Raw genomic sequence first — 21,872 nt, 5'->3', positions numbered from 1 at the left:
ATGCCCGGCCCGCCGGCGACGCCGGCGGGCACGACACGTGCTGACGAGCCCGTTCGCGGGGACGGCGACTCCCGTCCGCCATCAAGCCGGATCGACCCAATCAAGAGATCGACCCTTACAACAAACAATATGGCGCCCTTCATCTCGTTCGTGCTCATCACCGCGACGCCGCTTGCGTCGTCGGCCCAGCCCCGGGCCATCACGCAGCCCAGCGGCGAAGAAGCCGCACGCATCGCGGAGATCGGCTGGGTGCTGTTCATCGGCGCGGCCGTGATCTTCGCGGCGGTGGCCGCCATGATGGCGCTGGCCCTGTTCGGGCCGGCGTCTGTGCGGCGGGCGCTGGCCAGGCCCATGACGATTGTGGGCGCCGGCATCGTTTTTCCTGTGCTGGCGCTGACGGCGCTGCTGCTCTATGTGCTGGGCCCCGCCTTCTCGGCCACACGCGAACCCGAGTCGCTGGCGGCGCGCATCGAAGTCACGGGCGAACTCTGGTGGTGGCGGGTGCGCTACCTGGACGCATCGGGCGAACTGCTGTTCGAAACCGCCAACGACATCCGCGTTCCGGCCGGCCAACCCGTGGAGTTCCTGCTCAAGTCCGACAATGTGATCCACAGTTTCTGGATCCCCGAGCTGGGGGGCAAGCTGGACATGATTCCCGGACGCGTGAACCGGATGCGCGCTTTGGCGCGCACGCCCGGCGTGTTCCGCGGCCAGTGCGCCGAGTTCTGCGGCGCACAGCATGCGCGGATGCTGTTCGATGTGCAGGCCCTTGAGCAGCAGGAATTCCAGGCCTGGGCGCAAGCGCAGCGTCAGCCGGCCCGCGTGGCCGGGCCAGCGTTGCGGGCCGGCGAGCAGTTGTTCCAGCGCGCCTGTGCGCAATGCCATGCCGTACGGGGCACGGCGGCCGGCGGCACGCTGGGCCCCGATCTGACTCATATAGGCAGCCGTCCTTCGCTGGCGGCCGGCGTGCTGCCCAATAACGTGGGCGCGCTGGGCGGCTGGATCGCCGGCAGCCAGCAGATCAAGCCCGGCAACGGCATGCCCTCTTTCAACGACTGGCCGGGCGAGGACGTGCGCGCCGTGGCCCGCTACCTGGAAAATCTGAAGTGACCGCCCAGACCGACGCGCCCTCCGTGCCGCCCGCGCTTCCCAACGGGTTGCCGCGCCCCGCCGGCGAGATCGAGCAGCTCGAGCGCGCCTGGAAGCGGCCGACAGGCTGGCGGGCGCTCACCGTGGTCAACAACACGTCCATCGGCCTTTTGTACATTGCCACCGCCCTGCTCTTTTTCATCCTGGCGGGCGTGCTGGCCCTGATGATGCGCACGCAGCTTGCCGCGCCCGAGGCCGGCCTGATCGGCCATGAACTGTACAACCAGCTTTTCACCATGCACGGCACGGTGATGATGTTCCTGTTTGCGGTGCCGGCGGTGGAAGCGGTGGCCGTGCTGTTGCTGCCCAACATGCTGGGCGCGCGCGACCTGCCGTTCCCGCGGCTGTCGGCCTATGCGTACTGGGCGTATGCGATCGGCGGGCTGGTGTTTTTCTGCAGCATTTTCGTGGGGCTGGCGCCCGACGGCGGCTGGTTCATGTATCCGCCGCTGACCGGAACCCGATATTCGCCCGCGGTGAACGCAGACCTGTGGCTGCTGGGTATCGGGTTCATCGAAATCTCGGCGATCGCCGGGGCCATCGAGCTTGCCGTGGGCATCCTGCGCACGCGCGCGCCCGGCATGACACTGGAAAAGATTCCCGTGTTCGCCTGGGTGATGCTGGTCTTCTGCGGCATGGTGATCATCGCCTTCCCGGCCGTCATCGTGGCTACGATGCTGCTTGAACTGGAACGCGCTTTCGACATGCCGTTCTTCATCGCGGATCGGGGCGGAGATCCGCTGCTGTGGCAGCACCTGTTCTGGTTCTTTGGCCACCCCGAGGTCTACATCATCTTCCTGCCGGCCGCCGGCATGGTGTCCATGATCATTCCGGCCATGGCGGGCAGGCCCCTGGTGGGCTATCGCCTGGTGGTGCTGGCGGTGGTGTCCACCGGTTTTCTCAGCTTCGGCCTGTGGGTGCACCACATGTTCGCCACCGGCATCCCGCAACTGTCGCTCAGTTTCGCGTCGGCGGCGAGCATGGCGGTCTCGGTGCCCACCGCCATCCAGATATTCGCCTGGATCGCGACCATCGCCGGGGCGGCGCGCTTGCGGCCGATCAAGACGCCCACCCTGTACATCCTGGGGTTCTTCTTCGTGTTCGTGATTGGCGGATTGACGGGTGTCATGGTCGCGGTGATCCCGTTCGATCTGCAGGCGCACGATACCTATTTCATCGTTGCGCACCTGCACTACGTGCTGTTCGGCGGCATGGTCTTTCCGCTATTCGCGGCGTTCTATTACTGGGCGCCGTTCATCAGTGCGCGCGCCCTGTCCGAACGACTGGGCCGATGGGCGTTCTGGTTGATGTTCGCCGGCTTCAACATCGCCTTCTTCCCGATGCACTTCACCGGCCTGGCGGGCATGCCGCGCCGCGTCTATACCTATGCGGAAAGCCAGGGGTTCGGGCCGCTGAACCTGGTGTCGACCGTCGGCGCGTATCTCATTGCAGCCGGGGTGTTGGTGTTCCTGGTCGACCTGGCGCGCAATTTCCGGCCCAGCGTGGAAAACAACGCCGGCAACGTCTGGCGCGCCGGCACCCTGGAATGGCTGCCCAGCGGCAGCTACGGGCTGCGCAGCGTGCCCGCAGTCACCAGCCGCGAACCCCTCTGGGACCAGCCGGGCATTGAGCAGGCAGTGGCCGATGGACAGCATTTTCTGCCCCACGCGCCGGCCGGCCTGCGCTCCACGCTGGTGACGAGCGCGCTGGACGCCCGCCCGGACTACGTGCTGGCCCTGCCCGGCCCGGGGTGGTCGCCCCTGCTGGCCGCGGTGGGCACCGCCGGATTCTTCTTGCTGCTGACATTCAAGCTGCTGCCGCTGGCGGCGGCGTTCGGCCTGCTGGCCGTCGTGGCGTTGTGGCGCTGGCTTTGGGACGCGGATACGGGCCCCGACCATCCGCCGGTGGATATCGGCGGCGGCGTGCGCCTGCCGATGATGTGCTCCGGCAGCGCCTCTCATTCGTCGTGGGCCATGGTGCTGCTGGTCATCGTCTGCGCCAGTATTTTCGGATCATTGATGTTCGCCTATCTTTTTTTGTGGACCACGGGCCCCGGAGAGTGGCCGCGGCCCGAGGCGCTGCCGTCTGTCACCCAGCCGCTCGTGTCCGCCGCCCTGCTGCTGGTCGCGGCGGCGTTGGCGGCGGGCTGCGCAGGCCCATTGGGCCAGGGCGGCCATCGGGCGCTGAGATGGGGTCTGCCCGTGGCGGCCGGGCTGGTGGCCCTGTCGGCGGGACACGACATCCACACGCACTGGCAAGCCGGCCTGTGTCCTCAGGCCAGCGCGTACGCCGCCGCCGTCTACGCGGTGGCGGGCTTGCAGGCCATCTTCGCGGGGTTGACTGCCTTGATGGCGACATTCACCGTCGCGCGGTCCGTGGCGGGAAGATTGCGCGCCACGCGGCGCGCGGCTTACGACACCACCAAGATGATGTTTCTCTACACGGCGGCGCAGGGCCTGCTTGCCCTGGCGCTGCTTCACGCATTTCCGCGGTTGACGGGATAAGCATGAGAGCGCCCTTCGGAATCGAACTGCTGTTCCTCATCGCCGGCCCGGGCATATGGCTGGTGCATTTCCTGTTCATCTATACGGTCAACGCCATCGCCTGCGCGCGGCCAGGGCTGACGGGCCCGTGGCTGGGATTGCCCGCATCGTCGTGGGTGATCGTCGCCGGCGGCGTGCTGGCGTTGGGCGGGATGGCAATGGCGGCCTGGCGCCAGCACGAGCGCGTGCGTGCAAGCGGCGCCCTCCCGTTTCGCGCCTGGCTCACCGCGGCGCTCTGCGCGCTGTCTGCACTGGCCGTCGTGTGGGAAACGCTGCCCGTCTTCCTGATGCCGTCCTGCCACTGAGCCGCGCCGATTCCGCATTGCGTCGCGTCGGCCGCCCTATTCAGCCCATTCGGTGTCCCCGGTGAAGACGATCGTCAACCATCGGTCCGGGCTGTCGGCGCCCAGCGCGACGCCGATTTCGTCTCGCAGCCGGTCCCATACCGCGATGGCGCGCGCCGGCATGTCGGGCGGCACGATGAAATTAAGCTCGATCTCGTGCGACCGGCCTACCCTGGCCACATAGGCGCGATAAGACTCAAATCCGTGGCGGTCGACAAAGGTCTGCGCCACCGTGTCCACGTGATGCTTCAGGTCCGCCGGCGTCACCAGCAGCATCTCGGACAGCGCCTGCCGGATCACCGACAGCGGCAAGGGGATGATCACCACGCACACCACCGCCAGCACGGCCGGGTCGATGTAGGGCGAGATCCACTCCCACGTCGTGCCCTGCACCGCGATGCCGATGCAAAAGGCCACCAGCAGCGCGGCCGTAATGCTGGCCGACATGATCCAACCCTTCAGGTCCATGTGCAGGAAGGCGGATCGGATTCGCCGGTTGGCGCGCGCCTCGGCAATCGCGATGGCCACGCAGGCGCTCAGGGTCAGCACGGCATAGATCAGCGCCAACCCGAATTCCAGTTCGCGGCCGCCTTGCAGCAAGCTGCTGACCGCGTTGATCAGCGCATAGATCGCCACGCCGCTCAACAGGATGCCGTTGAGCGCCAGCACCATGGGCTCCAGGTGCCAGAACCCCATCGTGAATCGGTCGCGGAGCTTGCGGGGCAACTGCCTGGCCATGGCGTACGACGTGATCAGCCTTACGACCACCAGGGAGAGCGCGCTCATGCTGGCGTCCACCAGCGAATACACGCCGTCGAACACGATCGAGAACGAGCCCGATGCCACGCCGAACCCGATTCCGATGGCGGCGATGCAGAGCGTGACCGCGATGGAAATCCTCAAGACGCCCTGCTCCGAGCGCAGATCGAACCATGCCGTGCGTGTAGTCATGTCGAATCCAAAGGGCCAGCCCTGGCGACACGATAACAAAGGCGCGGCTGCCGGACGTTGCTTACTTCGCCACGATCATGTGCGCCTGGATCTTGCCGGCCACGGGCCCGGCCCCGTGCCGCCGGGCAATGGCCTGGGCGGCGCAATGCGTGGCGCGCTGCAGCATGCCGGCCTCGCGCGCCTCGATCTCATTGCGCAGCGGCGTGCCCTGGCAGTAGGCAGCCGCGGCGTCATCGGGCGTCGCCGCTCGGCTGGTTTCCTCGCGAGTCTCGATCTCTACGTCGGCAAAGCCCGCCCGGCGCAGGTCTTCGCGTATGCGCGAGACGTCGTGATAGCCGTGCGGCGTGCGGGCCAGGAACCGCGGCGGATCCCGCGGAAACACCGTGGCCAGCGCATTGGTGACGTCTTCGGCAAATTCGTTCTCTTCGATGCGGTCCCACACGCTGAACACAAAGCGCCCGCCCGGCTTGAGGACGCGGCGCGCCTCCAGATAGCCGGCGACGCGGTCGGAAAAGAACATGGCGCCGAACTGACAGCACACGACGTCGAAGGAGTCGGTCTCGAACGGCAAATCCAACGCGTCCGCCCATCGCCATTCGACGCGGCAGCCCGGTCCCTGGCGGCGGGCGGCGTAATCCAGCATCGGCTGGTTCAGATCCGTCGCGACGTAGCGCGCATCGGGGTCCAGCCTGGGCGCAAGCGCGCGCGCCACCGCGCCGCTGCCCGCCGCGGTTTCCAGCACCGCGCCGGGCGAGAATCCCGCAACCCGTTCGGCCATGACGTCGGCATAGGCCTGGAAGATCAAAGGAACCATCAGCGTGTCATAGAGCTTGGGAATCGAGCCCGCGAACACTTTGTCGCTCTCAGCCATGGGGACTCTCCTTGAAATCGCCTGCTAGCCAGGTCCTGTCAATAGCTTAGCGCCGGCCGCGGCTGGTCGCCTACACTAGCCGCAATTCCCCCTTTCTCCTTGACCATGTCGTACTGCGACAACCAGGACGCCCAACCGCCAGGCGCTTTGCAGGACGTCGCGCTGCTGCGCCGCCTGCTGCGCGCCAAGGACCGCATGGACGCCGCGTCTCACGAGGCCTGGCCGGTGAGCCGCCTGGCCGAAATCAGCGGCGTCTCCCAGGCGTACTTCGCCCGTTCCTTCAAGCGCGCCTTTGGCCTGCCGCCCCATCGCTATCTGCTGACGCGGCGCATCGAACGCGCCATCGCCCTGCTGCGCGAAACCGACCTGGGCATCACGGATATCGCTTTTGCGACCGGCTGGGAAAGCCTGGGCACCTTCGGCCGGGTTTTTCGCGACGTGACCGGCGCAAGCCCCGGCGAGATGCGCGGCGAAACGCGCAACCAGACACCCGACGCAGCCGTCCCCGCCTGCGTGCTCAAGGCCGCCATGCGGCCCGATCTTGCCATGGCAGTTTTGGAGAAGCGGCGCCGCGAAGGCAAGGCTACAGTGCGGCCACCAACCAAGGAGGCATCATGAACGAAGGCATCAATGTGGCGGGCGTCTATGTGGAAAACCAGGACGAGGCGCTGGCGTTCTACGTGGACAAACTGGGATTCCGCGTCCACACCGACGTGCGCAACGGCCCGTACCGCTGGCTGACCATCCAGCATCCGGACCAGCCCTCATTTCAGCTTGGCCTGTTCAGACCCGGCCCGCCCGTCCACGACGAGGCCACCGCGCAGACCCTGCGCGCCATGGTCGCCAAGGGCGCTATGCCGCCGCTGGTCTTGTCGGTGGCTGACTGCCGCGCCAGCTACGCCCGGCTGAAAGCGCTGGGCGTGGAGTTCACTCAGGAGCCGGTGGATCGCTACGGCAGCGTGGATGCGGGCTTTCGCGATCCGGCCGGCAATGGGTGGAAGATGATCCAGGGGCCGAAAGGCGCGGCCTGACGGCGGCGCTTGCGGGCTCGGGCGGCGGGATCACCCGCGACCCGGTTTTTCGCAGCCGGTGACGGGCTGTCTCTGAACGACGTTCTCTTCCAGACGACCGCTCAAAGACATCTGTTCAGGGACCGTCGCCAATGACCGCCTCGGCTGCCCTACTCCACCTTCGCGCCTGACTTCTGCACCACCTCCGCCCAACGCGGGATTTCCGTGGCCATCAGGTCTCGCAACTGTTCGGGCGTGCTGCCCACCAGTTCCATGCCCATGGTCTTGCCCAGCTTTTCCTGCACGTCGGGCTCTTTGACTATCTGGGCGATCTCGGCGGCCAGCTTGTCCAGGATGGGCTTGGGCGTGCCCTTGGGCGCGTACACCGCCTGCCACGACGCCATCTGGAAGCCCGGCACGCCGGCCTCCTGCATGGTGGGCACGTCGGGCGCCAGGGCGATGCGGTCCTTGGTCGTCACGGCCAGCAGCTTGAGCTTGCCCGTTTGCAGCAGCGGCAAGGCGGCCGTCATCTGGTCGAACATGAACGTCACCGCGCCCGAGGACACGTCCACCATGGCGGGCGGCGTGCCCTTGTACGGCACGTGCGTAAGCGGCACGCCGATCATCCCCGAAAACAGCTCGCCGGCCAGATGCGTGGACGTGCCCGCGCCCGACGACGCGAATGTGCGCTTGGTGGGATCGCGCTTGAGCAGCGCGATCAGGTCGGCCACGGAATTGACGCCCAGGTTGGGATCGACCAGCAGCACGTTGGGCAGGTAGGCGATCAGCGATACCGGCTCGAAGTCCTTGACAGGGTCGTACTTCAGGTTCTTGTACAGGCTGGCGTTGATGGCGTGCGTGCTGATGGTGCCGCCGAACAGGGTATAGCCGTCCGGGGCCGCCTTGGCCACATAGGTCGCGCCGATGCCGCCGGCCGCGCCCGGCTTGTTCTCGACGATGACGTTCTGGTGCAGCCGGTCGCCCAGCTTCTGGGCCAGCACGCGGCCCACCACGTCGGTGGACCCGCCCACCGTGAACGGCACGACGTAGGAAATGGGTTTCTGCGTGGGCCAGTCGGCGGCGCTGGCCGGAAAGGCCAGTCCGCCCAGCACAGCGCCGGCCAATAGCGCGGCACAAGCGCCGCGTCGTTGCGTATTCATGTTTGTCTCCTGCCTTGTTTTATAGGTATGTGTGGGGGTCGCCGGCGGCGCCGGCGGCAAGGCTCAACGGCCCTGTTCTTTGCGCCACGCGGCGAATTTGTCCTTGGTGGCGGGATCCGTCGGCGGATACAGCCCCAGGATGGACGCGCCGCCCTGCACCTGGCTGGTCACGAAGTCCTCGAAAGCCGTCATTTCGACGGCCTCGATCGAGATCTCGTCGGCCAGATGGGCCGGGATGACCACTACGCCCTCGCGGTCGCCCACGACGATGTCGCCGGGCCACACCGCAACGTCGCCGCAGCCGATGGGCGCATTGATGTCCAGCGCCTGATGCAGCGTCAGGTTCGTCGGCGCCGACGGGCGCTGGTGATAGGCGGGAAAGCCCAGCTCGGAAATCTCGGGAGAATCCCGAAACCCGCCATCCGTCACCACGCCTGCAACGCCGCGCTTCATCAGGCGCGTCACCAGGATGGAGCCCGCCGACGCCGCGCGGGCGTCCTTGCGGCTGTCCATGACCAGCACCGCGCCTTCAGGGCAGGTTTCCACGGCGACGCGCTGGGGATGCGACCGGTCTTCGAACACCTTGATGGTGTTCAGGTCTTCACGCGCGGGGATGTACCGCAGCGTGAAGGCGGGTCCGACCATGTTGGGCAGGTTGGCGTTCAGCGGGCGCACGTCCTGGATGAACTGGTTGCGCAGGCCCCGCTTGAACAAGGCGGTGCACAGGGTGGCGGTGCTGATGCCGGCCAGCCGGGCGCGGGTTTCGGAATTCATTTGGGACACGATGGCTCCGGGTTCTTTGGATAGGCAAAGGAAAACGGCGATCAGAAGATGGCGGGCTCGGGCACGGGCGCGCCGAATTCCGTTTCCAGGAAGTCGAAATCGCAGCCGTCATTGGCCTGCAGGATGTGCTTGGAATACATCCAGCCATAGCCGCGTTCATAGCGCCGCGGCGGCGGCGTCCAGGCGGCGCGGCGCGCGGCCAGTTCTTCGTCGCTGACGTTCAGGTTGATGCTGCGGGCGTGCACGTCCACGGTGATCGTGTCGCCGGTCTTCACCAGCGCCAGCGGACCGCCGACGTAACTTTCGGGGGCCACGTGCAGGATGCATGCGCCATAGCTGGTGCCGCTCATGCGGGCGTCCGACAGGCGCAGCATGTCGCGCACGCCCTGCTTAACAAGCTTGGTCGGGATAGGCAGCATGCCCCACTCCGGCATGCCCGGGCCGCCCTGCGGGCCGGCGTTGCGCAGGATCATGATGTGGTCGGCGGTGACGTCCAGGTTCTCGTCCTCGACGGCGGCCTTCATGCTGGGATAGTCGTCGAACACCAGCGCCGGCCCGGTGTGCCGCAGGTACTGCGGGGCGCAGGCGCTGGGCTTGATCACGCAGCCGTCGGGCGCGATATTGCCGCGCAGCACGGCCAGCGCGCCCTCGTCGTAGATGGCGGTGTCCAGCTTGCGGATCACGTCGTCGTTGTAGACCTCGGCGCCGGCGATGTTTTCGCCCAGCGTCTTGCCGGTAACGGTCATGGCCGACGGATCCAGGTGGTCCTGCAGGCGCGACATCAGCGCCGGCAATCCGCCTGCGTAGTAGAAGTCTTCCATCAGATAGGTGTCGCCGCTGGGCCGGATGTTGGCGATGACGGGCACCTTGCGGCTGGCGGCGTCGAAGTCGTCCAGGCCCACCGCACAGCCGGCCCGGCGCGACATCGCAACCAGGTGGATGATGGCGTTCGTGGAACAGCCCATCGCCATGGCCACGTTGATGGCGTTCTTGAACGACGCCAGGCTCAAGATGCGCTGGGGCGTCAGGTCTTCCCACACCATTTCCACCACGCGACGGCCGCATTCGGCCGACATGCGCATATGGTTGACGTCGGCCGCCGGAATGGACGATGCGCCCGGCAGCGTCATGCCGATGGCTTCGGCGATGGCCGTCATGGTGCTGGCCGTGCCCATCGTCATGCAGGTGCCGTAGCTGCGGGCGATGCCGCCTTCCACCTCGGTCCATTGCTCTTGCGTGATCTTGCCGGCGCGCCGTTCGTCCCAGAGTTTCCAGGCGTCCGATCCGGAACCCAGGACCTTGCCTTTCCAGTTGCCGCGCAGCATGGGGCCGGCGGGCACATACACGCACGGCAGGCCGGCGCTGATGGCGCCCATGATGAGGCCGGGCGTGGTCTTGTCGCACCCGCCCATCAGCACGGCCCCGTCCACCGGGTGGCTGCGCAGCAGCTCCTCGGTTTCCATGGCCAGGAAGTTGCGGTACAGCATGGTGGTGGGCTTGACGAAGGATTCCGACACCGAGATGGCGGGCAGTTCCACCGGAAAGCCGCCCGCCTGGAAGACACCCCGCTTCACGTCTTCGACGCGCTGCTTGAAGTGGCTGTGACAGGGATTCAAGTCGGACCAGGTGTTGATGATGGCGATGACCGGGCGGCCGGCCCAGTCATCAGGGCCATAGCCCATTTGCATCATCCGGGAACGGTGGCCGAAGGAACGCAGATCGTCCTTGGCCATCCAGGCAGCGCTGCGCAGGCTTTCGTAGGTACGTTTCATGGGTTGCGAGAGGATGCATGGTGACGGTCAGAGCATTTAAACACTAATACATTAGTGCGTCAGCTAGGTGGAAACCCGCTACACTTCGGGTTCCGTCCCACCAGTGCCGGCCGGACCTCGACACCCCACTTGATGCAAAGCCCAAAGCTCAGACTGGACCGCTCACGCCACGCGGCGCCCCAGGTATTCGAACATCTGCGACTCCAGATCATTTCCCTGGAATTGGCGCCCGGTGCGCCGTTGTCGCGCGTGACGCTGGCCGACAGCTATGGCCTGAGCCAGACGCCGATCCGCGACGCGCTGATCCGCCTGGCCGAAGAAGCGCTGGTCGAGATCTACCCGCAGCACACCACCGTGGTCAGCCGCATCGACATCGCCGCCGCCCGGCAGGCCCACTTTTTGCGCCGCTCGCTGGAACTGGAAATCGTGCATGTCCTGGCGCAACGGCCCGATCCGATGCTGCTGAAGCGCCTGCAAGCCAGCATCGATCTCCAGCGCGCCAGCCACGCCAACGGCCAGTACCAGCAGTTCATCGACGCCGATCAGGCGTTCCACCGCGACATGCACGAAGCCGCCGGCGTCGCCAGCCTGTGGGAAATGGCGCAGCGCCACAGCGGCCACCTGGATCGCCTGCGCCGCCTGCACCTGCCGGAAGCCGGCAAGGCCGAACGCATCCTGGACGATCACCAGCGGCTGCTGGACGCGATCGCCGCGCAAGATCCCGCACGGGCGCAGCAGGTGCTGCGCGAGCACCTGTCCGGCACACTCAGCCAGGTCAGTGAAATCTGCAAGCGCTATCCTGAATACGTCATCGCCGACTAACGGCCGGCGCCGCCACGGACCTGCGCGGCCTCAGTCCAGCGGATAGCGCTGGATGATGGTCTTGCCGCCGCGTTCGACCAGCGACAGCAATCCGTCCCCGGTCTGGTCCAGCCCCAGCAGTCCGCGCTCCTGCTCATGCGATAGCTGGAACGGGACCCACGTCCGTCCCTGGTCGCGCGTGTAGAAATACGTCTTCGTGCTCTCGCTACCCCCAAACAAGTGGTGGGCGTAGGTCCTGATTACCCAGGCATTGCGGCCGAACCAGGCCTGACCGATCCGCGATCGCGCGCCGCGCACGTCGGGCGACGTCGACCGTTCCAGCCACGCCATATCGACTTTATCCAGCTCGAAGATGGCGCCGCCCTCCGTCTCGAAGACGCGTTGATCCCGCGTCAAGAGGGCCTGCGGGTCCTGCGCCGGCACGCGCGGCACGTCCGGCGTAATGCGGAACGCCGGCGATGCGCCTTCCTGGAACTGGACCTCGAAGCGCCGGGTCTCGATGACCTCGGGATCCTCCTGACCCTGCGGCCTGACCCGCGTGCGCCAGCTCCAGCCGACCGCGCGCCGGTCGTCCAGCGGGTACAGGGACCAGCCGTACCCAAGCTGTTCCTCGCCATAGGTACTACGGTCCCTTTCCGCCCTTTCGGCGAACTTGCGTTCGAACGCCGCCGAATCCGGCCATACCTGTTCCTTCAGCCGGGTGGCCGCCCAGCGGCGCGCGCCGTCGCAGCTATGCAGCAGGCGCACGCCGTCGTCGTGCCGTTCCAGCGCGATGGCCAGGTCCCGCGTAAGGAATGCAGTGTGCTGCTGCGGCACGCCCAGCGTGACGTCGGGATCGTAGGTCCAGGTCACGCCCAGGTCGTCGGACCGCAGGCTGTCCCAGGCGGCCGGCTGATCGCCTTCGGCAGGGGTGCGCAACGTGCTGGTGACAAGATAGAGGGGCTGTCCGTCCGGGGCGCCAATCAGGGTGACGCCGGTGTCGCCGCTGATGGATCCCAGCAGTTCGAACACGCCCGTGCCCCGTCCCCCATAAATGAGGTTGCGCGCATCGGTCGTGGATCGCCCGGTCTGCAGCATGGCCAGGGCAAGATCGTCGTAACCATGCGCCAATGCGGTAATCGCGCCGGCCTGAGCCAGCTGCATGCGCTGCCTTTGCAGGCGCTCTTTCAGGGCAGGAACCTGCGTATCCAGCACCGGCGCCTGGGCCAGGCCATCCACATCCTTGCCCGTGACCAGCAATTGCCCGGTGAGCAACTGGCGCTCGCCAAACCGCTGGATGGCGACCCGCGAATACGACGCCAGCGCCGGCCCGTTGAGTTCGCCCACGATCTCGCTACGCGAAAGGGGCTCGCCCATCGGGATGATCTGATAGATGCCCCGAGCCAGCACGGCCGCAACGGCAATCGCCAGGCCTCCGGCCAGCAGTCTGATGGTCATCGATCCAGGCACCCCGGCGCGTAACGCCAGCACCCAATGCCAGCCGTTTATAGAACGGACGGAACTATAGCGCGTTGCGCCCGGTTCTCTATACTGGCGTAACGCATGCTCACGTCTCAGCGGACGCGCAGCTCCTCGCAGACTCCACGGAATTCGCCCATGACCGCAAGGCCTCCCACCGCCCTACTCACCCTGGCCCTGTTTTTGTGGGCAAGCGGCGGCGCGATGGCGCAAACCCCCGCCGACAAAGCCATGAACTGGGTGCCGGTGGATCCGCAGGCAATGCCGGGCGTGTTCTACGACAGCAATTCCATTCAGGCAGTGTCCGAACGCCCGACGGTGATGGCGGTGACGGTCGCCTGGTTCTACGCGCAGCCCCGGGTATCCGAGGCCAACGGGCAGCCCTACGGCTCGGTCACCCAGCCCATCATGCTGAACTGCGGCAACAACACCTACACCGTCACCGAAGTCCGGCACCACGCGGGCAATAACGCCACGGGCGCGATCGTCGAATCGATACCCGTGGCCGGCATCCTCAACGCGCCCGTCACGCGCGATCCGGTGCAACGACGGCTTCGGGACCTGGTCTGCGACGCAAACGGAAAAAGCGCTCGTAAGTAGGCGGCGCCACCCCAGGCGCCGCTTGCCTCTGGCGCTGGTTATGCCTGCTCCAGCGCCTGCTCCAGGTCGGCGATCAGGTCGTCGATGTGCTCGATGCCAATGGACAGGCGCACGGTTTCCTCGCGCACGCCGGCCTTCTGCAACTCTTCGGCATTCAGCTGACGGTGCGTGGTCGACGCCGGATGCGTCGCCAAGGACTTGGAATCGCCGATATTGACCAGGCGCGTGAAGAGCTGCAGCGCGTCCTGGAAGCGCGCGCCGGCTTCGCGCCCGCCCTTCACGCCAAACGTGAACAGGCCCGGCACCTTGCCGCCCAGGTACTTCTTGGCCAGCGCGTGGTCCGGATGATTCGGCAGGCCCGCGTAATTCACCCACTCCACCTTGCGATGCTCGCGCAGGTAGCTCGCGACCTTGACCGCGTTCTCCACGATGCGGTCCACGCGCAGCGCCAGGGTTTCGATGCCCTGCAGGATCTGGAACGAGTTGAACGGCGAGATTGCGGCGCCGGTATTGCGCAGCGGCACCACGCGCGCGCGGCCGATGTAGGCGGCCGGGCCGAAGGCTTCGGTGTAGACGACGCCGTGGTAGCTGACATCGGGCTCGTTCAGGCGCTTGAAACGCGCCTTGTGTTCCGCCCACGGGAACTTGCCCGAATCGATGATGGCGCCGCCCAGGCTGGTGCCGTGGCCGCCCAGGTACTTGGTCAGCGACTGCACCACGATGTCGGCGCCGTGCTCGATGGGGCGCAGCAGATACGGCGACGGCACGGTGTTGTCGACGATCAGCGGCAGGCCGTGGCGATGCGCCAGGTCGGCCAGCGCGGCGATGTCGGTGATGTTGCCAAGCGGGTTGCCGACGGACTCGGCGAAGATGGCCTTCGTGCGGTCGTCGATCTGCGCCTCGAAGGCCGCCAGGTCGGACGGATCGGCAAAGCGCGTGGTGATGCCGTACTGCGGCAGCGTATGCGCAAAAAGGTTGTAGGTGCCGCCGTACAGCGTGCTGGACGAAATGATGTTGTCGCCGGCTTCGGCGATCGTCAGGATGGCATACGTGACGGCCGACTGACCCGACGCCAGCGCCAGCGCGGCGATGCCGCCTTCAAGCGCAGCCACGCGCTGTTCCAGCACGTCGGTCGTGGGATTCATGATGCGGGTGTAGATGTTGCCCGCGACCTTCAGGTCGAAGAGGTCCGCGCCGTGCTGCGTGTCGTCGAACGCGTAGGCCACCGTCTGATAGATGGGCACCGCCACCGCGCGCGTAGTGGGATCGGGGCGGTAGCCGCCATGAACGGCCACGGTTTCAAGGCGCCAGTTGGGCTTCTTCGCTTCAGTCATGCGTCTCTCCAGGTAATGCGTTATTGAAAATCCAGATCAGGCGGCAAACGCGCGCGCGGCGCGCAGGATGCGTTCGATGTCTGCATGGTTGTTATAGGCGCCTACCGACAGGCGCACGTAACCATACTCCACGATGCTGGCCACCACGCCTTCGTTGGCCAAATGGGCCAGCGCAGCCGCAGGGTCGGCGACGCGCAGCGCGGTGGTCGTGCTGCGCGCGTCGTCGCCGGGCGGCGACACCACCTGCGCGCCCAACGCGCGCAGCCCGTCGCTCAGCGCTTGCGACAGTTCCAGCACCCAGGGTTCGATGCGCTCGGGGCCGGCTTGTTCGATCAGGTCCAGCGCCCCGGCCCAGCCCGCGATGCCGGGATAGTTCAGGTTGCCGGTCTCGAGCCGGCGCGCATCGCCCTCGTCGGTCACGCCCACCTGCCATTGCAGGCCGGACTTGTCCAATGTGGTCACGCCCGACGGCCCGATGTGCAGCGGGTCAAGCGCCGCCAGCAGCCTGGGCGACACATGCAACAGGCCCACGCCCAGCGGCCCCAGCATGCCTTTGTGCGCGCCGCACGCGAACGCGTCGACCTTCCATTCATCGACCTTGGCGCGCAGCAGGCCCGCGCCCTGGATACCGTCGACAACCAGCCAGATGCCGCGCTCCGCGCAGCGTCGGCCGAGCTCCTGGATATCCGTGCGCAGGCCCGTGCCGTACTGCACCCACGACACCGCGATCAGGCGAGTGCGCGCATCCACGTGCTGCCACAGATCGTCCACCGTATAGCGATGATTGCGCGCCTGCGCCACGCGCACCTGCACGCCGCGGCGGCGCAGATTCAGCCAGGGCAAGGCGTTGGTGGGATGCTCCTGATCATCGACGATCAGGTTGTCGCCTTCCGCCCATGCCAGGCCGTGCGCAACGGTATTTAAGCCTTCCGTCGTGTTCTTGGTGAAGGCCAGCCGGCGGGCGTCTCCGCCGATCAGGCGCGCCAGCCGCACGCGCAACGCATCGGCGTCGCGCAGCCATTGTGGCTTGTCGCTGCGCGCATGCGTGATGCCATCGAAGAAGTCCGCAACCGCGCCAGACACGCGAGGCGACAGCGGACTGGTGTACGCAATGTTGGCGTACGCCTTTTCGCGCGTGATGGGAAAAAACTGCCTGAATTCGTCCTGCCAGCTCATGCGCAACCTTGTTCGCCAGACCATCTGGTATGCGGGCATTCTAGGTATATGACGCCTATCTGGATAAGGCTTAGTTTTTATATTGATATGACCATATAGTCGCTCGTGAACCCGCGCATGACCCATAGAATTCGTGCCTCTTCTGGCCTACAACGAATACGGGAACAGCATGCGTTTGACTCATCTACTCAAGGCCGCGGGCGTGGCCGTTGCGCTGTCCGCCAGCGTGGCGCACGCCGGCACGGTCGACACCATCAAGAAGCGCGGTGAACTGGTGTGCGGCGTCAGCCAGGGCTCCGCGGGCCTGTCGATCGCCGACAAGCAAGGCCGCTGGACCGGCCTGGACGCGGACCTGTGCCGCGCGCTGGCCGCGGCCGTGCTGGGCGATCCCGACAAGACGCGTTTCGTGCCGCTCAGCTCGCAACAGCGCTTTCCGGCGTTGCAGTCCGGCGAGATCGACGTGCTCAACCGCAACACCACCATCACGTCGGGCCGTGACGCGGGACTTGGCATCGTGTCGGCGGGCATCGTGTTCTATGACGGCCAGGGCTTCCTCGTGCCGCGCAAACTGGGCGTGAAGAGCGCCACGGAACTGGACGGCGCGCAGGTGTGCGTGCAGCCGGGCACGGTCAATGAGCAGAACCTGGTCGACTACTTCAAGAAGAACAAGCTCAGCTACCGGCCTGTCGTCATCGAAAACCTGGTGGAACTGGAACAGGCCTTCTATGCCGGTCGCTGCGACGTCTATCTGTCGGACGCGTCCACGCTGGCGGCCAGCCGCGCCGCCCGCGCCAGCCAGCCCGACGATTTCGTGATCCTGCCGGAACGCATCAACAAGTCGCCGCTGGGCCCCTTCGTGCGCCAGGACGATGCCAACTGGACCGCCATCGTGCGCTGGACCGTCAATGCGCTGGTCGCCGCCGAGGAACTGGGCATCACGTCCAAGAACGCCGACAGCCAGACGCAAAGCACGGACGCGCAGGTGCGCCGGCTGCTGGGCGTGGACCCCGGCATCGGCAAGAGCTTCGGCCTGGACGAGGGTTGGGCGAAGAACGCCATCAAGGCGGTAGGCAACTACGGCGAAGTCTGGGATCGCAACCTGGGCGCGGCCACGCCGCTCAAGCTGGAACGCGGACTGAACGCGCAATGGAACCAGGGCGGTCTGCTGTATTCGCCGCCGTTCCAGTGATGCAGCTTGTCTGAGCGCGACGGGCGGGCCATCGGCCCGCCTTTTTCGCTTCTTGCCCGTGAGTTTCTGGCGCCACCCCATGATGACTGCAACGACCCTACCCTTCCCGCCCACAGGCCTGTGGCGCCGCTGGCTGCCCACACTGGCATGGGCGCTTGCCCTGGGCGGCATGGCCACGATCCTGGTGCTGCACGTCGAATCCGTCCAGGCCGCGCGCGGCATCCAGGGCGGGTTCGACTTTCTGTTCCACCCAGCGGGCTTTCGCATTTCGGAAAGCCTGCTCAATGTCACGCCCGAAGACCCATACTGGATGTCGATTGCGGCGGGCCTGGTCAACACGCTGACCGTCGCGTTCGTGGCGATTCCGCTTGCCACCGCGCTGGGCATCGTCCTGGGGTTGGTGGGACTGTCTTCCAATGTGCTGGCGGCCCGGTGCGCGGCGCTGGTCATCGCGCCGTTGCGCAACACGCCCGTGCTGCTCCAGCTCTTCGTCTGGTATGGCCTGATGCTGCGTCTGCCCGACATGCGGCAGGCATGGTCGCCGCTGCCGTCCGTGCTGCTGTCCAACCGCGGGCTGGCCTTGCCGGCCCTGCATGGCTGGCTGCCTTATGCCGCGGTGGCGGTAGCCGCGCTGGTAATGGGTTGGCGTGCCCGCCGCCGCTTCGGCAATGCGGCGCCCGCCGTAGCGCTTGCGGTCGCCGCGCTTGCCTGGACGGTGCTGCCCGCCGTGCAGGTCGATCTGCCCATCAAGCGCGGCCTTGGCTTGCAGGGCGGCTGGCAACCCAGCATTGAATTTGCGGCGCTGACCATCGGCCTGGTCGTCTTTCATGCGGCCTACATCGCCGACATCGTTCGCGCCGCCTTACGCGCGGTGCCCGTCGGTCTCGTCGAGGCAGGACAGGCGATGGGCCTCACGCCCGGTAAAGTGCTGCGCCTGGTGATCGCGCCCTACGCCATGCGCGTCGCCTTGCCTCCCTATGCCAATCAGTGCCTGGCGCTGGTCAAAAACAGCACGCTGGCGATCGCGATTGGCTACCAGGAACTGATGGCCGTCATCAACACGGCCATCACCCAGACAGGCCTGGCGCTCGAGGGCATTGCGCTGGCGGTGGCCGTCTACCTGACGTTGGCGCTATGCCTGGGCGGCGGCCTGTCCGCATGGAATGCGCGCCATGCCCGGCATGGCCCGGGAGACACCCACGGCGCGCGCCTGGGTGATCGGGCGTTGTGGAATGCGGCGGGTCACGACGCGCGCCCTTGGCGCGCCAAACTGCTATCGGCCGTCTTGACCCTGCTGCTTGCGGTCGTGGCATGGATGCTGCTGGACTGGGCCGTGATACGTGCGGTGTGGCAAGGAGATCCGGCGGCCTGCGCCGATGTGGCGGGGGCCTGCTGGGCCGCGGTCGGCGAAAACCTGCCGCTGCTCTTCTTCGGCGCCATGGCCCAGGCAGACCGAGGGCCCGCCCTGATCGCGTGCGTGAGTCTTGTGGCGGGCATCGCGGTGGTGCTGGGCGCCTGGCGCGCGCAGCCGCGCACGCGGGCCGCCTTGGTTGCCGGCCTTCTTGCCATCACGGTCGCCGCGCTGTCCGGCTGGCCCTGGGGCGGCGCGGTCATCGGCCCGCAACGCTGGGGCGGTTTACTGGTGACGCTGATCCTGGCGATCGCCGCCCTCGCTGCCGCCGTTCCATTGGCGTTCGCGCTTGCGCTGCTGCGCCGCTCTTCCAGCCGCGCCGGTTCGCTGGCGGCGGCAGGCCTGATCGAAGCGGTGCGCGGCGTCCCACTCGTAACGCAGCTTCTGTTCGCGTCCTTCGTCCTGCCCATCCTGCTGGGCGGCGGCGTGTCCAAGTTCAGCATGGCGTTGGCAGCACTGACCTTGCATACGGCATGCCTCCTGGCGGAAGTGCTGCGCGGCGCGCTGCAGGCCATCCCGCCGGGGCAGATGATGGCCGCGCGCGCCCTCGGGATGCCGCCTGCCCTTGCCTACGCCTGCGTCATCTGGCCACAGGCCCGCCGCATTGCCGCGCCTGCCGCGCTTGGCGTGTTCGTGGGCGCCGTCAAGGACACGTCGTTGGTCAGCATCATCGGCGTGTTCGACGTGCTGGGCGCCGCCAAGGCCGTGGTGGCCGGCACGGCCTGGCGGCCGTACCACGTTGAGATCTATTTAGCCGTGGCGCTGTTGTACATGGCCGCCAGCCTTGCGCTGTCGCGCGTCGCGCGCCGCATGGAAGGCCGGCGCGCATAAGGTTGGATGGAAGGTCAACCCATCCCGCGTCCCACCCCGCCATTTAGACCGCTGCTCAAGCGCTGCAGCCAGGCGGGCCGGGGCGACGCGTCAAGCCAGTTCTTGACGATCAGGCCCAGTTCCGTGTCGCCCGATATCCGCAAGCGGCGCTGGAAGAACAGGGTATCGGCGTCGGTTTCGGCGCGCATCAGCGCCAGGAAATCCGCCAGCTTTGCGCCAAGCTCGAGTTCGGCTGCCCCGCCTTCCCTACCGCTGTTCCAGAGCGGGCGGAAGGCGCCGTTTTTCACCAAGAAGCTGCTGCGCAGTCCCAGATCTTCAACGGTGATCGCAAAGCTTCGTCCATCCAGCTCCTGGGGCGGCTCAAGCCACTTGAGGCGTCGCGCCAGTTCCAATCCGGCAACGAAGTGCAGCGAAACAAATGGCGTCGGCACGCGGCGGCCAAGTTTGGCGAGCATCGGAGGAAGATTCAGAGCGGCGCTCATGCGGCGGCCTCCTGGAGGCCGATGCCGGCCTGTCCGTAGTAATAGCCGTTGCAACGGCCGATGCCTTCGGGCGGCGAGACGGCGTCGGGCTTGGCCCCGCGGCGCGTGGCGTCCAGCGCGGCAATGGCTTCAAGTGTGCCCGAAGATTGCGGGCTGACGCGCAGCACCTCGACCCCCATCGTGGCCAGCTCGCGCGCTTCGGCCAGCAAGTCCAGGCAGGCGGCCGATTGCACCTGAATGCCGTTGATGCCCAGGAACTCGCGCGATTCGCGCGTGCGCATGTCCAGGCCGTCCGGATGCTCGATGCAACGGAAGCCGCAGTCGTCCTTCTTCAGGCGGAAGTGCCGCGCGGTGAAGCAGCGCGCGGAGAAGGCCAATGCCATCCTGCCCCACACCATGACTTCGGCCTGCATGCCGGCGGGGCGCTCACGCAGCAAGCGGGACAGCGTGGCGCCGTCCATTTCCAGGGGCGCCACGAATCGGGCGGCGCCCCGGCTTGCCAGCCAGGCCAGCGTGCCGCCGTGGTACGCATTGATGTGGGGCCCGGCCACGAAGCAGCGGCCGCTCAGGTGGCGCACCGCGCCCAGTTCGCCGGCTTCGACCATGAAGTCTTGCTGTTCGCACAGCTTTTTCAAGGCGCTGGCTTCGGCGCCTGTTTCTATCAATGTGCGGCCGGACAGCACGACCGTCTTGCCCATGGCGCTGAGGTCGCGGGCAAGCTCTAGCCAGTCGTCGGCGCGCAGTTCATGGCGGCGGCTACAGACCGTTTCGCCCACGTAGATGATGTCCGCCGGGCTTTCCGCCAGGGACGCGTAAAAATCCATCGTGCGCTGGCGCGGCCAGTAATACAGCAAGGGGCCGACTGAGATCTGGAATGGGATGGGGGTCATTTCCATGGACGTTCGAAAGCGCCTTGAGTGACTTGGGAACCCTCGGCATGGCGCGCCAGCATGGCGTTCCATTCGGGGCGCGGAGAAAAGCGCGCGGCATCCGCGTGCACGCTGTCCAGGGCAGCGCGCAAGGTGGCCACCACCTGGGCGACGTACGCCGGACTGCGCTGGCGTCCTTCGATCTTGATCGCGGACACGCCCATTTCGGCCAGGCGGGGCAAAAGGCCGATGGCGTTCAGGCTGGTGGGCTCTTCCAGCGCGTGGTCGGCCTGGCCATCGACTTCGAAGCGGCCCTTGCACAGCGTGGGATACGCGGCGGGCTCGCCGGGTTCGTAGCGGTCGATGAGAATGCCGGACAGGCGCGCGTCCATGCGGCCGTCTTTTTCATCCCAGCGCACGGCGTGCGCGGGCGAACAGACGCCCTTGTTGTTGGGGGAATCGCCGGTGGCGTACGAGGACAGCAGGCAGCGCCCTTCGGCCATGACGCACAGGCTGCCGAAGCCAAACACTTCGACTTCGACGCTGACGTTGGCGCAGATGCGGGCGACTTCGTTCAGGGTCAGCACGCGCGGCAGCACCACGCGCTTGATGCCGAACTGTTCCTTCATCAGTTCGATGGCGTCCGCGTGGGTGGCTGATCCTTGCACCGACAGGTGCAAACGCAGATCGGGGTAGCGATCACTGGCATAAGCCAGAAGGCCGGGATCGGCCATGATGACGGCGTCGGCGCCCAGGTCATGCGCCGCGTCCACCGCGGCCTGCCATTCCGCCACTCTGCCCGCCTGCACGAACGTGTTGATGGCGAAGAGCACGTGCCTGTTATGGCGGTGAGCGAGTTCCACGCCTGCGCGGATGTCTGCTTCGGTGAAATTGAGTCCCGCGAAATTGCGGGCGTTGGTGGCGTTCTTGAGCCCGAGATAGACGGTGTCGGCGCCGGCTTCTATTGCTGCTTTCAGGGCGGCAAGGCTGCCCGCCGGGGCCACGAGCTCGATGGGAGAGGTTCGAGTTTGCATGACGGCCAGTCTATGAGCCGCCCGCACCGCAAGCTTTGTCGAAGATCAAACGGGCCGGCGCGCGCCGGCGCCGTCGTGTTCGA

20 protein-coding genes are annotated in these 21,872 nt (G+C 66.7%); 9 read left to right on the top strand and 11 right to left on the bottom strand.

The window, feature by feature from the left end; all coding sequences use genetic code 11:
• The first annotated feature begins 129 nt into the window (after positions 1-129).
• The 3 genes from RT614_RS03245 to RT614_RS03235 are packed head-to-tail and all read left to right on the top strand — an operon-like array spanning position 130 to position 3,997.
• Positions 130-1,110 (top strand): c-type cytochrome, encoded by a 981-nt coding sequence (locus tag RT614_RS03245; protein WP_313620230.1) that lies wholly within the window; start codon positions 130-132, stop codon positions 1,108-1,110.
• Positions 1,107-3,653, top strand: a complete 2,547-nt coding sequence (locus RT614_RS03240; RefSeq protein WP_313620229.1) for a cbb3-type cytochrome c oxidase subunit I — start codon at positions 1,107-1,109, stop codon at positions 3,651-3,653. Before RT614_RS03245 ends, RT614_RS03240 begins: the two co-directional genes overlap by 4 nt.
• Before the next feature lie 2 nt (positions 3,654-3,655).
• Complete coding sequence (locus tag RT614_RS03235) at positions 3,656-3,997, top strand: hypothetical protein (RefSeq protein WP_313620227.1); 342 nt, start codon at positions 3,656-3,658, stop codon at positions 3,995-3,997.
• Positions 3,998-4,033: 36 nt separating this feature from the next.
• Here RT614_RS03235 and RT614_RS03230 read toward each other — a convergent pair whose 3' ends face one another.
• Complete coding sequence (locus RT614_RS03230) at positions 4,034-4,987, bottom strand: cation transporter (RefSeq protein WP_313620225.1); 954 nt, start codon at positions 4,985-4,987, stop codon at positions 4,034-4,036.
• A 61-nt stretch (positions 4,988-5,048) separates the two neighbouring features.
• Positions 5,049-5,858: a methyltransferase domain-containing protein gene (locus RT614_RS03225; RefSeq protein WP_313620224.1), complete on the bottom strand. Its 810-nt coding sequence runs from the start codon at positions 5,856-5,858 to the stop codon at positions 5,049-5,051.
• Positions 5,859-5,963: 105 nt separating this feature from the next.
• Here RT614_RS03225 and RT614_RS03220 point away from each other — a divergent pair, with 105 nt between their 5' ends.
• Both RT614_RS03220 and RT614_RS03215 read left to right on the top strand, forming a co-directional pair.
• Complete coding sequence (locus tag RT614_RS03220; protein ID WP_313620223.1) at positions 5,964-6,476, top strand: AraC family transcriptional regulator; 513 nt, start codon at positions 5,964-5,966, stop codon at positions 6,474-6,476.
• Entirely contained in the window at positions 6,473-6,889 is a 417-nt protein-coding gene (locus RT614_RS03215; protein WP_313620222.1) for a VOC family protein, read from the top strand. The genes RT614_RS03220 and RT614_RS03215 overlap by 4 nt, the downstream gene beginning before the upstream one ends.
• Positions 6,890-7,038: 149 nt before the next feature.
• Here the strand turns inward: RT614_RS03215 and RT614_RS03210 are convergent, their stop codons facing one another.
• From RT614_RS03210 to araD, 3 genes are all read right to left on the bottom strand, one after another.
• Complete coding sequence (locus RT614_RS03210; protein WP_313620221.1) at positions 7,039-8,028, bottom strand: tripartite tricarboxylate transporter substrate binding protein; 990 nt, start codon at positions 8,026-8,028, stop codon at positions 7,039-7,041.
• A 63-nt stretch (positions 8,029-8,091) separates the two neighbouring features.
• Entirely contained in the window at positions 8,092-8,802 is a 711-nt protein-coding gene (locus tag RT614_RS03205) for a ribonuclease activity regulator RraA (protein WP_313620656.1), read from the bottom strand.
• A 50-nt stretch (positions 8,803-8,852) separates the two neighbouring features.
• Positions 8,853-10,583, bottom strand: a complete 1,731-nt coding sequence (araD, locus tag RT614_RS03200) for an L-arabinonate dehydratase (protein ID WP_313620220.1) — start codon at positions 10,581-10,583, stop codon at positions 8,853-8,855.
• Between the two features lie 132 nt (positions 10,584-10,715).
• Here araD and RT614_RS03195 point away from each other — a divergent pair, with 132 nt between their 5' ends.
• Complete coding sequence (locus tag RT614_RS03195; RefSeq protein ID WP_313620655.1) at positions 10,716-11,405, top strand: GntR family transcriptional regulator; 690 nt, start codon at positions 10,716-10,718, stop codon at positions 11,403-11,405.
• A gap of 30 nt (positions 11,406-11,435) precedes the next feature.
• On the opposite strand, the gene RT614_RS03190 is transcribed toward RT614_RS03195, so the two are convergent.
• Positions 11,436-12,842, bottom strand: a complete 1,407-nt coding sequence (locus RT614_RS03190) for a hypothetical protein (protein WP_313620219.1) — start codon at positions 12,840-12,842, stop codon at positions 11,436-11,438.
• A gap of 159 nt (positions 12,843-13,001) precedes the next feature.
• On the opposite strand from RT614_RS03190, the gene RT614_RS03185 reads away from it, so the two are divergent.
• On the top strand, positions 13,002-13,463 hold the full coding sequence (locus RT614_RS03185) for a surface-adhesin E family protein (RefSeq protein WP_313620217.1): 462 nt from the start codon (positions 13,002-13,004) through the stop codon (positions 13,461-13,463).
• A gap of 38 nt (positions 13,464-13,501) precedes the next feature.
• Here RT614_RS03185 and RT614_RS03180 read toward each other — a convergent pair whose 3' ends face one another.
• Complete coding sequence (locus RT614_RS03180) at positions 13,502-14,797, bottom strand: O-acetylhomoserine aminocarboxypropyltransferase/cysteine synthase family protein (RefSeq protein WP_313620216.1); 1,296 nt, start codon at positions 14,795-14,797, stop codon at positions 13,502-13,504.
• A 36-nt stretch (positions 14,798-14,833) separates the two neighbouring features.
• Positions 14,834-15,973 carry an aminotransferase class V-fold PLP-dependent enzyme gene (locus RT614_RS03175; protein WP_313620214.1) on the bottom strand — a complete coding sequence of 380 codons (1,140 nt, stop codon included), beginning with the start codon at positions 15,971-15,973 and terminating at the stop codon, positions 14,834-14,836.
• Positions 15,974-16,142: 169 nt separating this feature from the next.
• On the opposite strand from RT614_RS03175, the gene RT614_RS03170 reads away from it, so the two are divergent.
• Together RT614_RS03170 and RT614_RS03165 are read left to right on the top strand one after the other, a co-directional pair.
• Positions 16,143-17,162: an amino acid ABC transporter substrate-binding protein gene (locus tag RT614_RS03170; RefSeq protein ID WP_313620213.1), complete on the top strand. Its 1,020-nt coding sequence runs from the start codon at positions 16,143-16,145 to the stop codon at positions 17,160-17,162.
• 79 nt (positions 17,163-17,241) lie between these two features.
• Complete coding sequence (locus tag RT614_RS03165) at positions 17,242-19,404, top strand: ABC transporter permease subunit (RefSeq protein ID WP_313620212.1); 2,163 nt, start codon at positions 17,242-17,244, stop codon at positions 19,402-19,404.
• Between the two features lie 14 nt (positions 19,405-19,418).
• Here the strand turns inward: RT614_RS03165 and RT614_RS03160 are convergent, their stop codons facing one another.
• From RT614_RS03160 to RT614_RS03150, 3 genes are read right to left on the bottom strand one after another with little or no spacing between them, the layout of a single operon-like run.
• The gene (locus RT614_RS03160; protein ID WP_313620211.1) at positions 19,419-19,886 is read right to left on the bottom strand and encodes an SCP2 sterol-binding domain-containing protein; all 468 of its coding nucleotides are present in this window, start codon (positions 19,884-19,886) and stop codon (positions 19,419-19,421) included.
• Entirely contained in the window at positions 19,883-20,776 is an 894-nt protein-coding gene (locus tag RT614_RS03155) for a U32 family peptidase (protein WP_313620653.1), read from the bottom strand. The genes RT614_RS03160 and RT614_RS03155 overlap by 4 nt, the downstream gene beginning before the upstream one ends.
• Complete coding sequence (locus RT614_RS03150; RefSeq protein ID WP_313620209.1) at positions 20,773-21,789, bottom strand: peptidase U32 family protein; 1,017 nt, start codon at positions 21,787-21,789, stop codon at positions 20,773-20,775. Before RT614_RS03150 ends, RT614_RS03155 begins: the two co-directional genes overlap by 4 nt.
• Positions 21,790-21,872 lie beyond the last annotated feature (83 nt).

It is taken from the genome of Achromobacter sp., assembly GCF_032102605.1.
Classification (GTDB): domain Bacteria; phylum Pseudomonadota; class Gammaproteobacteria; order Burkholderiales; family Burkholderiaceae_B; genus Achromobacter.
This window is presented reverse-complemented; position numbering and strand designations above follow the sequence as displayed.

Coding starts and splice junctions, on each gene's coding strand:
- RT614_RS03245 (WP_313620230.1), top strand. CDS start 130: ATGGCGCCCTTCATCTCGTTCGTGCTCATCACCGCGACGCCGCTTGCG.
- RT614_RS03235 (WP_313620227.1), top strand. CDS start 3,656: ATGAGAGCGCCCTTCGGAATCGAACTGCTGTTCCTCATCGCCGGCCCG.
- RT614_RS03230 (WP_313620225.1), bottom strand. CDS start 4,987: ATGACTACACGCACGGCATGGTTCGATCTGCGCTCGGAGCAGGGCGTC.
- RT614_RS03225 (WP_313620224.1), bottom strand. CDS start 5,858: ATGGCTGAGAGCGACAAAGTGTTCGCGGGCTCGATTCCCAAGCTCTAT.
- RT614_RS03220 (WP_313620223.1), top strand. CDS start 5,964: ATGTCGTACTGCGACAACCAGGACGCCCAACCGCCAGGCGCTTTGCAG.
- RT614_RS03215 (WP_313620222.1), top strand. CDS start 6,473: ATGAACGAAGGCATCAATGTGGCGGGCGTCTATGTGGAAAACCAGGAC.
- RT614_RS03210 (WP_313620221.1), bottom strand. CDS start 8,028: ATGAATACGCAACGACGCGGCGCTTGTGCCGCGCTATTGGCCGGCGCT.
- RT614_RS03205 (WP_313620656.1), bottom strand. CDS start 8,802: ATGAATTCCGAAACCCGCGCCCGGCTGGCCGGCATCAGCACCGCCACC.
- araD (WP_313620220.1), bottom strand. CDS start 10,583: ATGAAACGTACCTACGAAAGCCTGCGCAGCGCTGCCTGGATGGCCAAG.
- RT614_RS03195 (WP_313620655.1), top strand. CDS start 10,716: ATGCAAAGCCCAAAGCTCAGACTGGACCGCTCACGCCACGCGGCGCCC.
- RT614_RS03190 (WP_313620219.1), bottom strand. CDS start 12,842: ATGACCATCAGACTGCTGGCCGGAGGCCTGGCGATTGCCGTTGCGGCC.
- RT614_RS03185 (WP_313620217.1), top strand. CDS start 13,002: ATGACCGCAAGGCCTCCCACCGCCCTACTCACCCTGGCCCTGTTTTTG.
- RT614_RS03180 (WP_313620216.1), bottom strand. CDS start 14,797: ATGACTGAAGCGAAGAAGCCCAACTGGCGCCTTGAAACCGTGGCCGTT.
- RT614_RS03175 (WP_313620214.1), bottom strand. CDS start 15,973: ATGAGCTGGCAGGACGAATTCAGGCAGTTTTTTCCCATCACGCGCGAA.
- RT614_RS03170 (WP_313620213.1), top strand. CDS start 16,143: ATGCGTTTGACTCATCTACTCAAGGCCGCGGGCGTGGCCGTTGCGCTG.
- RT614_RS03165 (WP_313620212.1), top strand. CDS start 17,242: ATGATGACTGCAACGACCCTACCCTTCCCGCCCACAGGCCTGTGGCGC.
- RT614_RS03160 (WP_313620211.1), bottom strand. CDS start 19,886: ATGAGCGCCGCTCTGAATCTTCCTCCGATGCTCGCCAAACTTGGCCGC.
- RT614_RS03155 (WP_313620653.1), bottom strand. CDS start 20,776: ATGACCCCCATCCCATTCCAGATCTCAGTCGGCCCCTTGCTGTATTAC.
- RT614_RS03150 (WP_313620209.1), bottom strand. CDS start 21,789: ATGCAAACTCGAACCTCTCCCATCGAGCTCGTGGCCCCGGCGGGCAGC.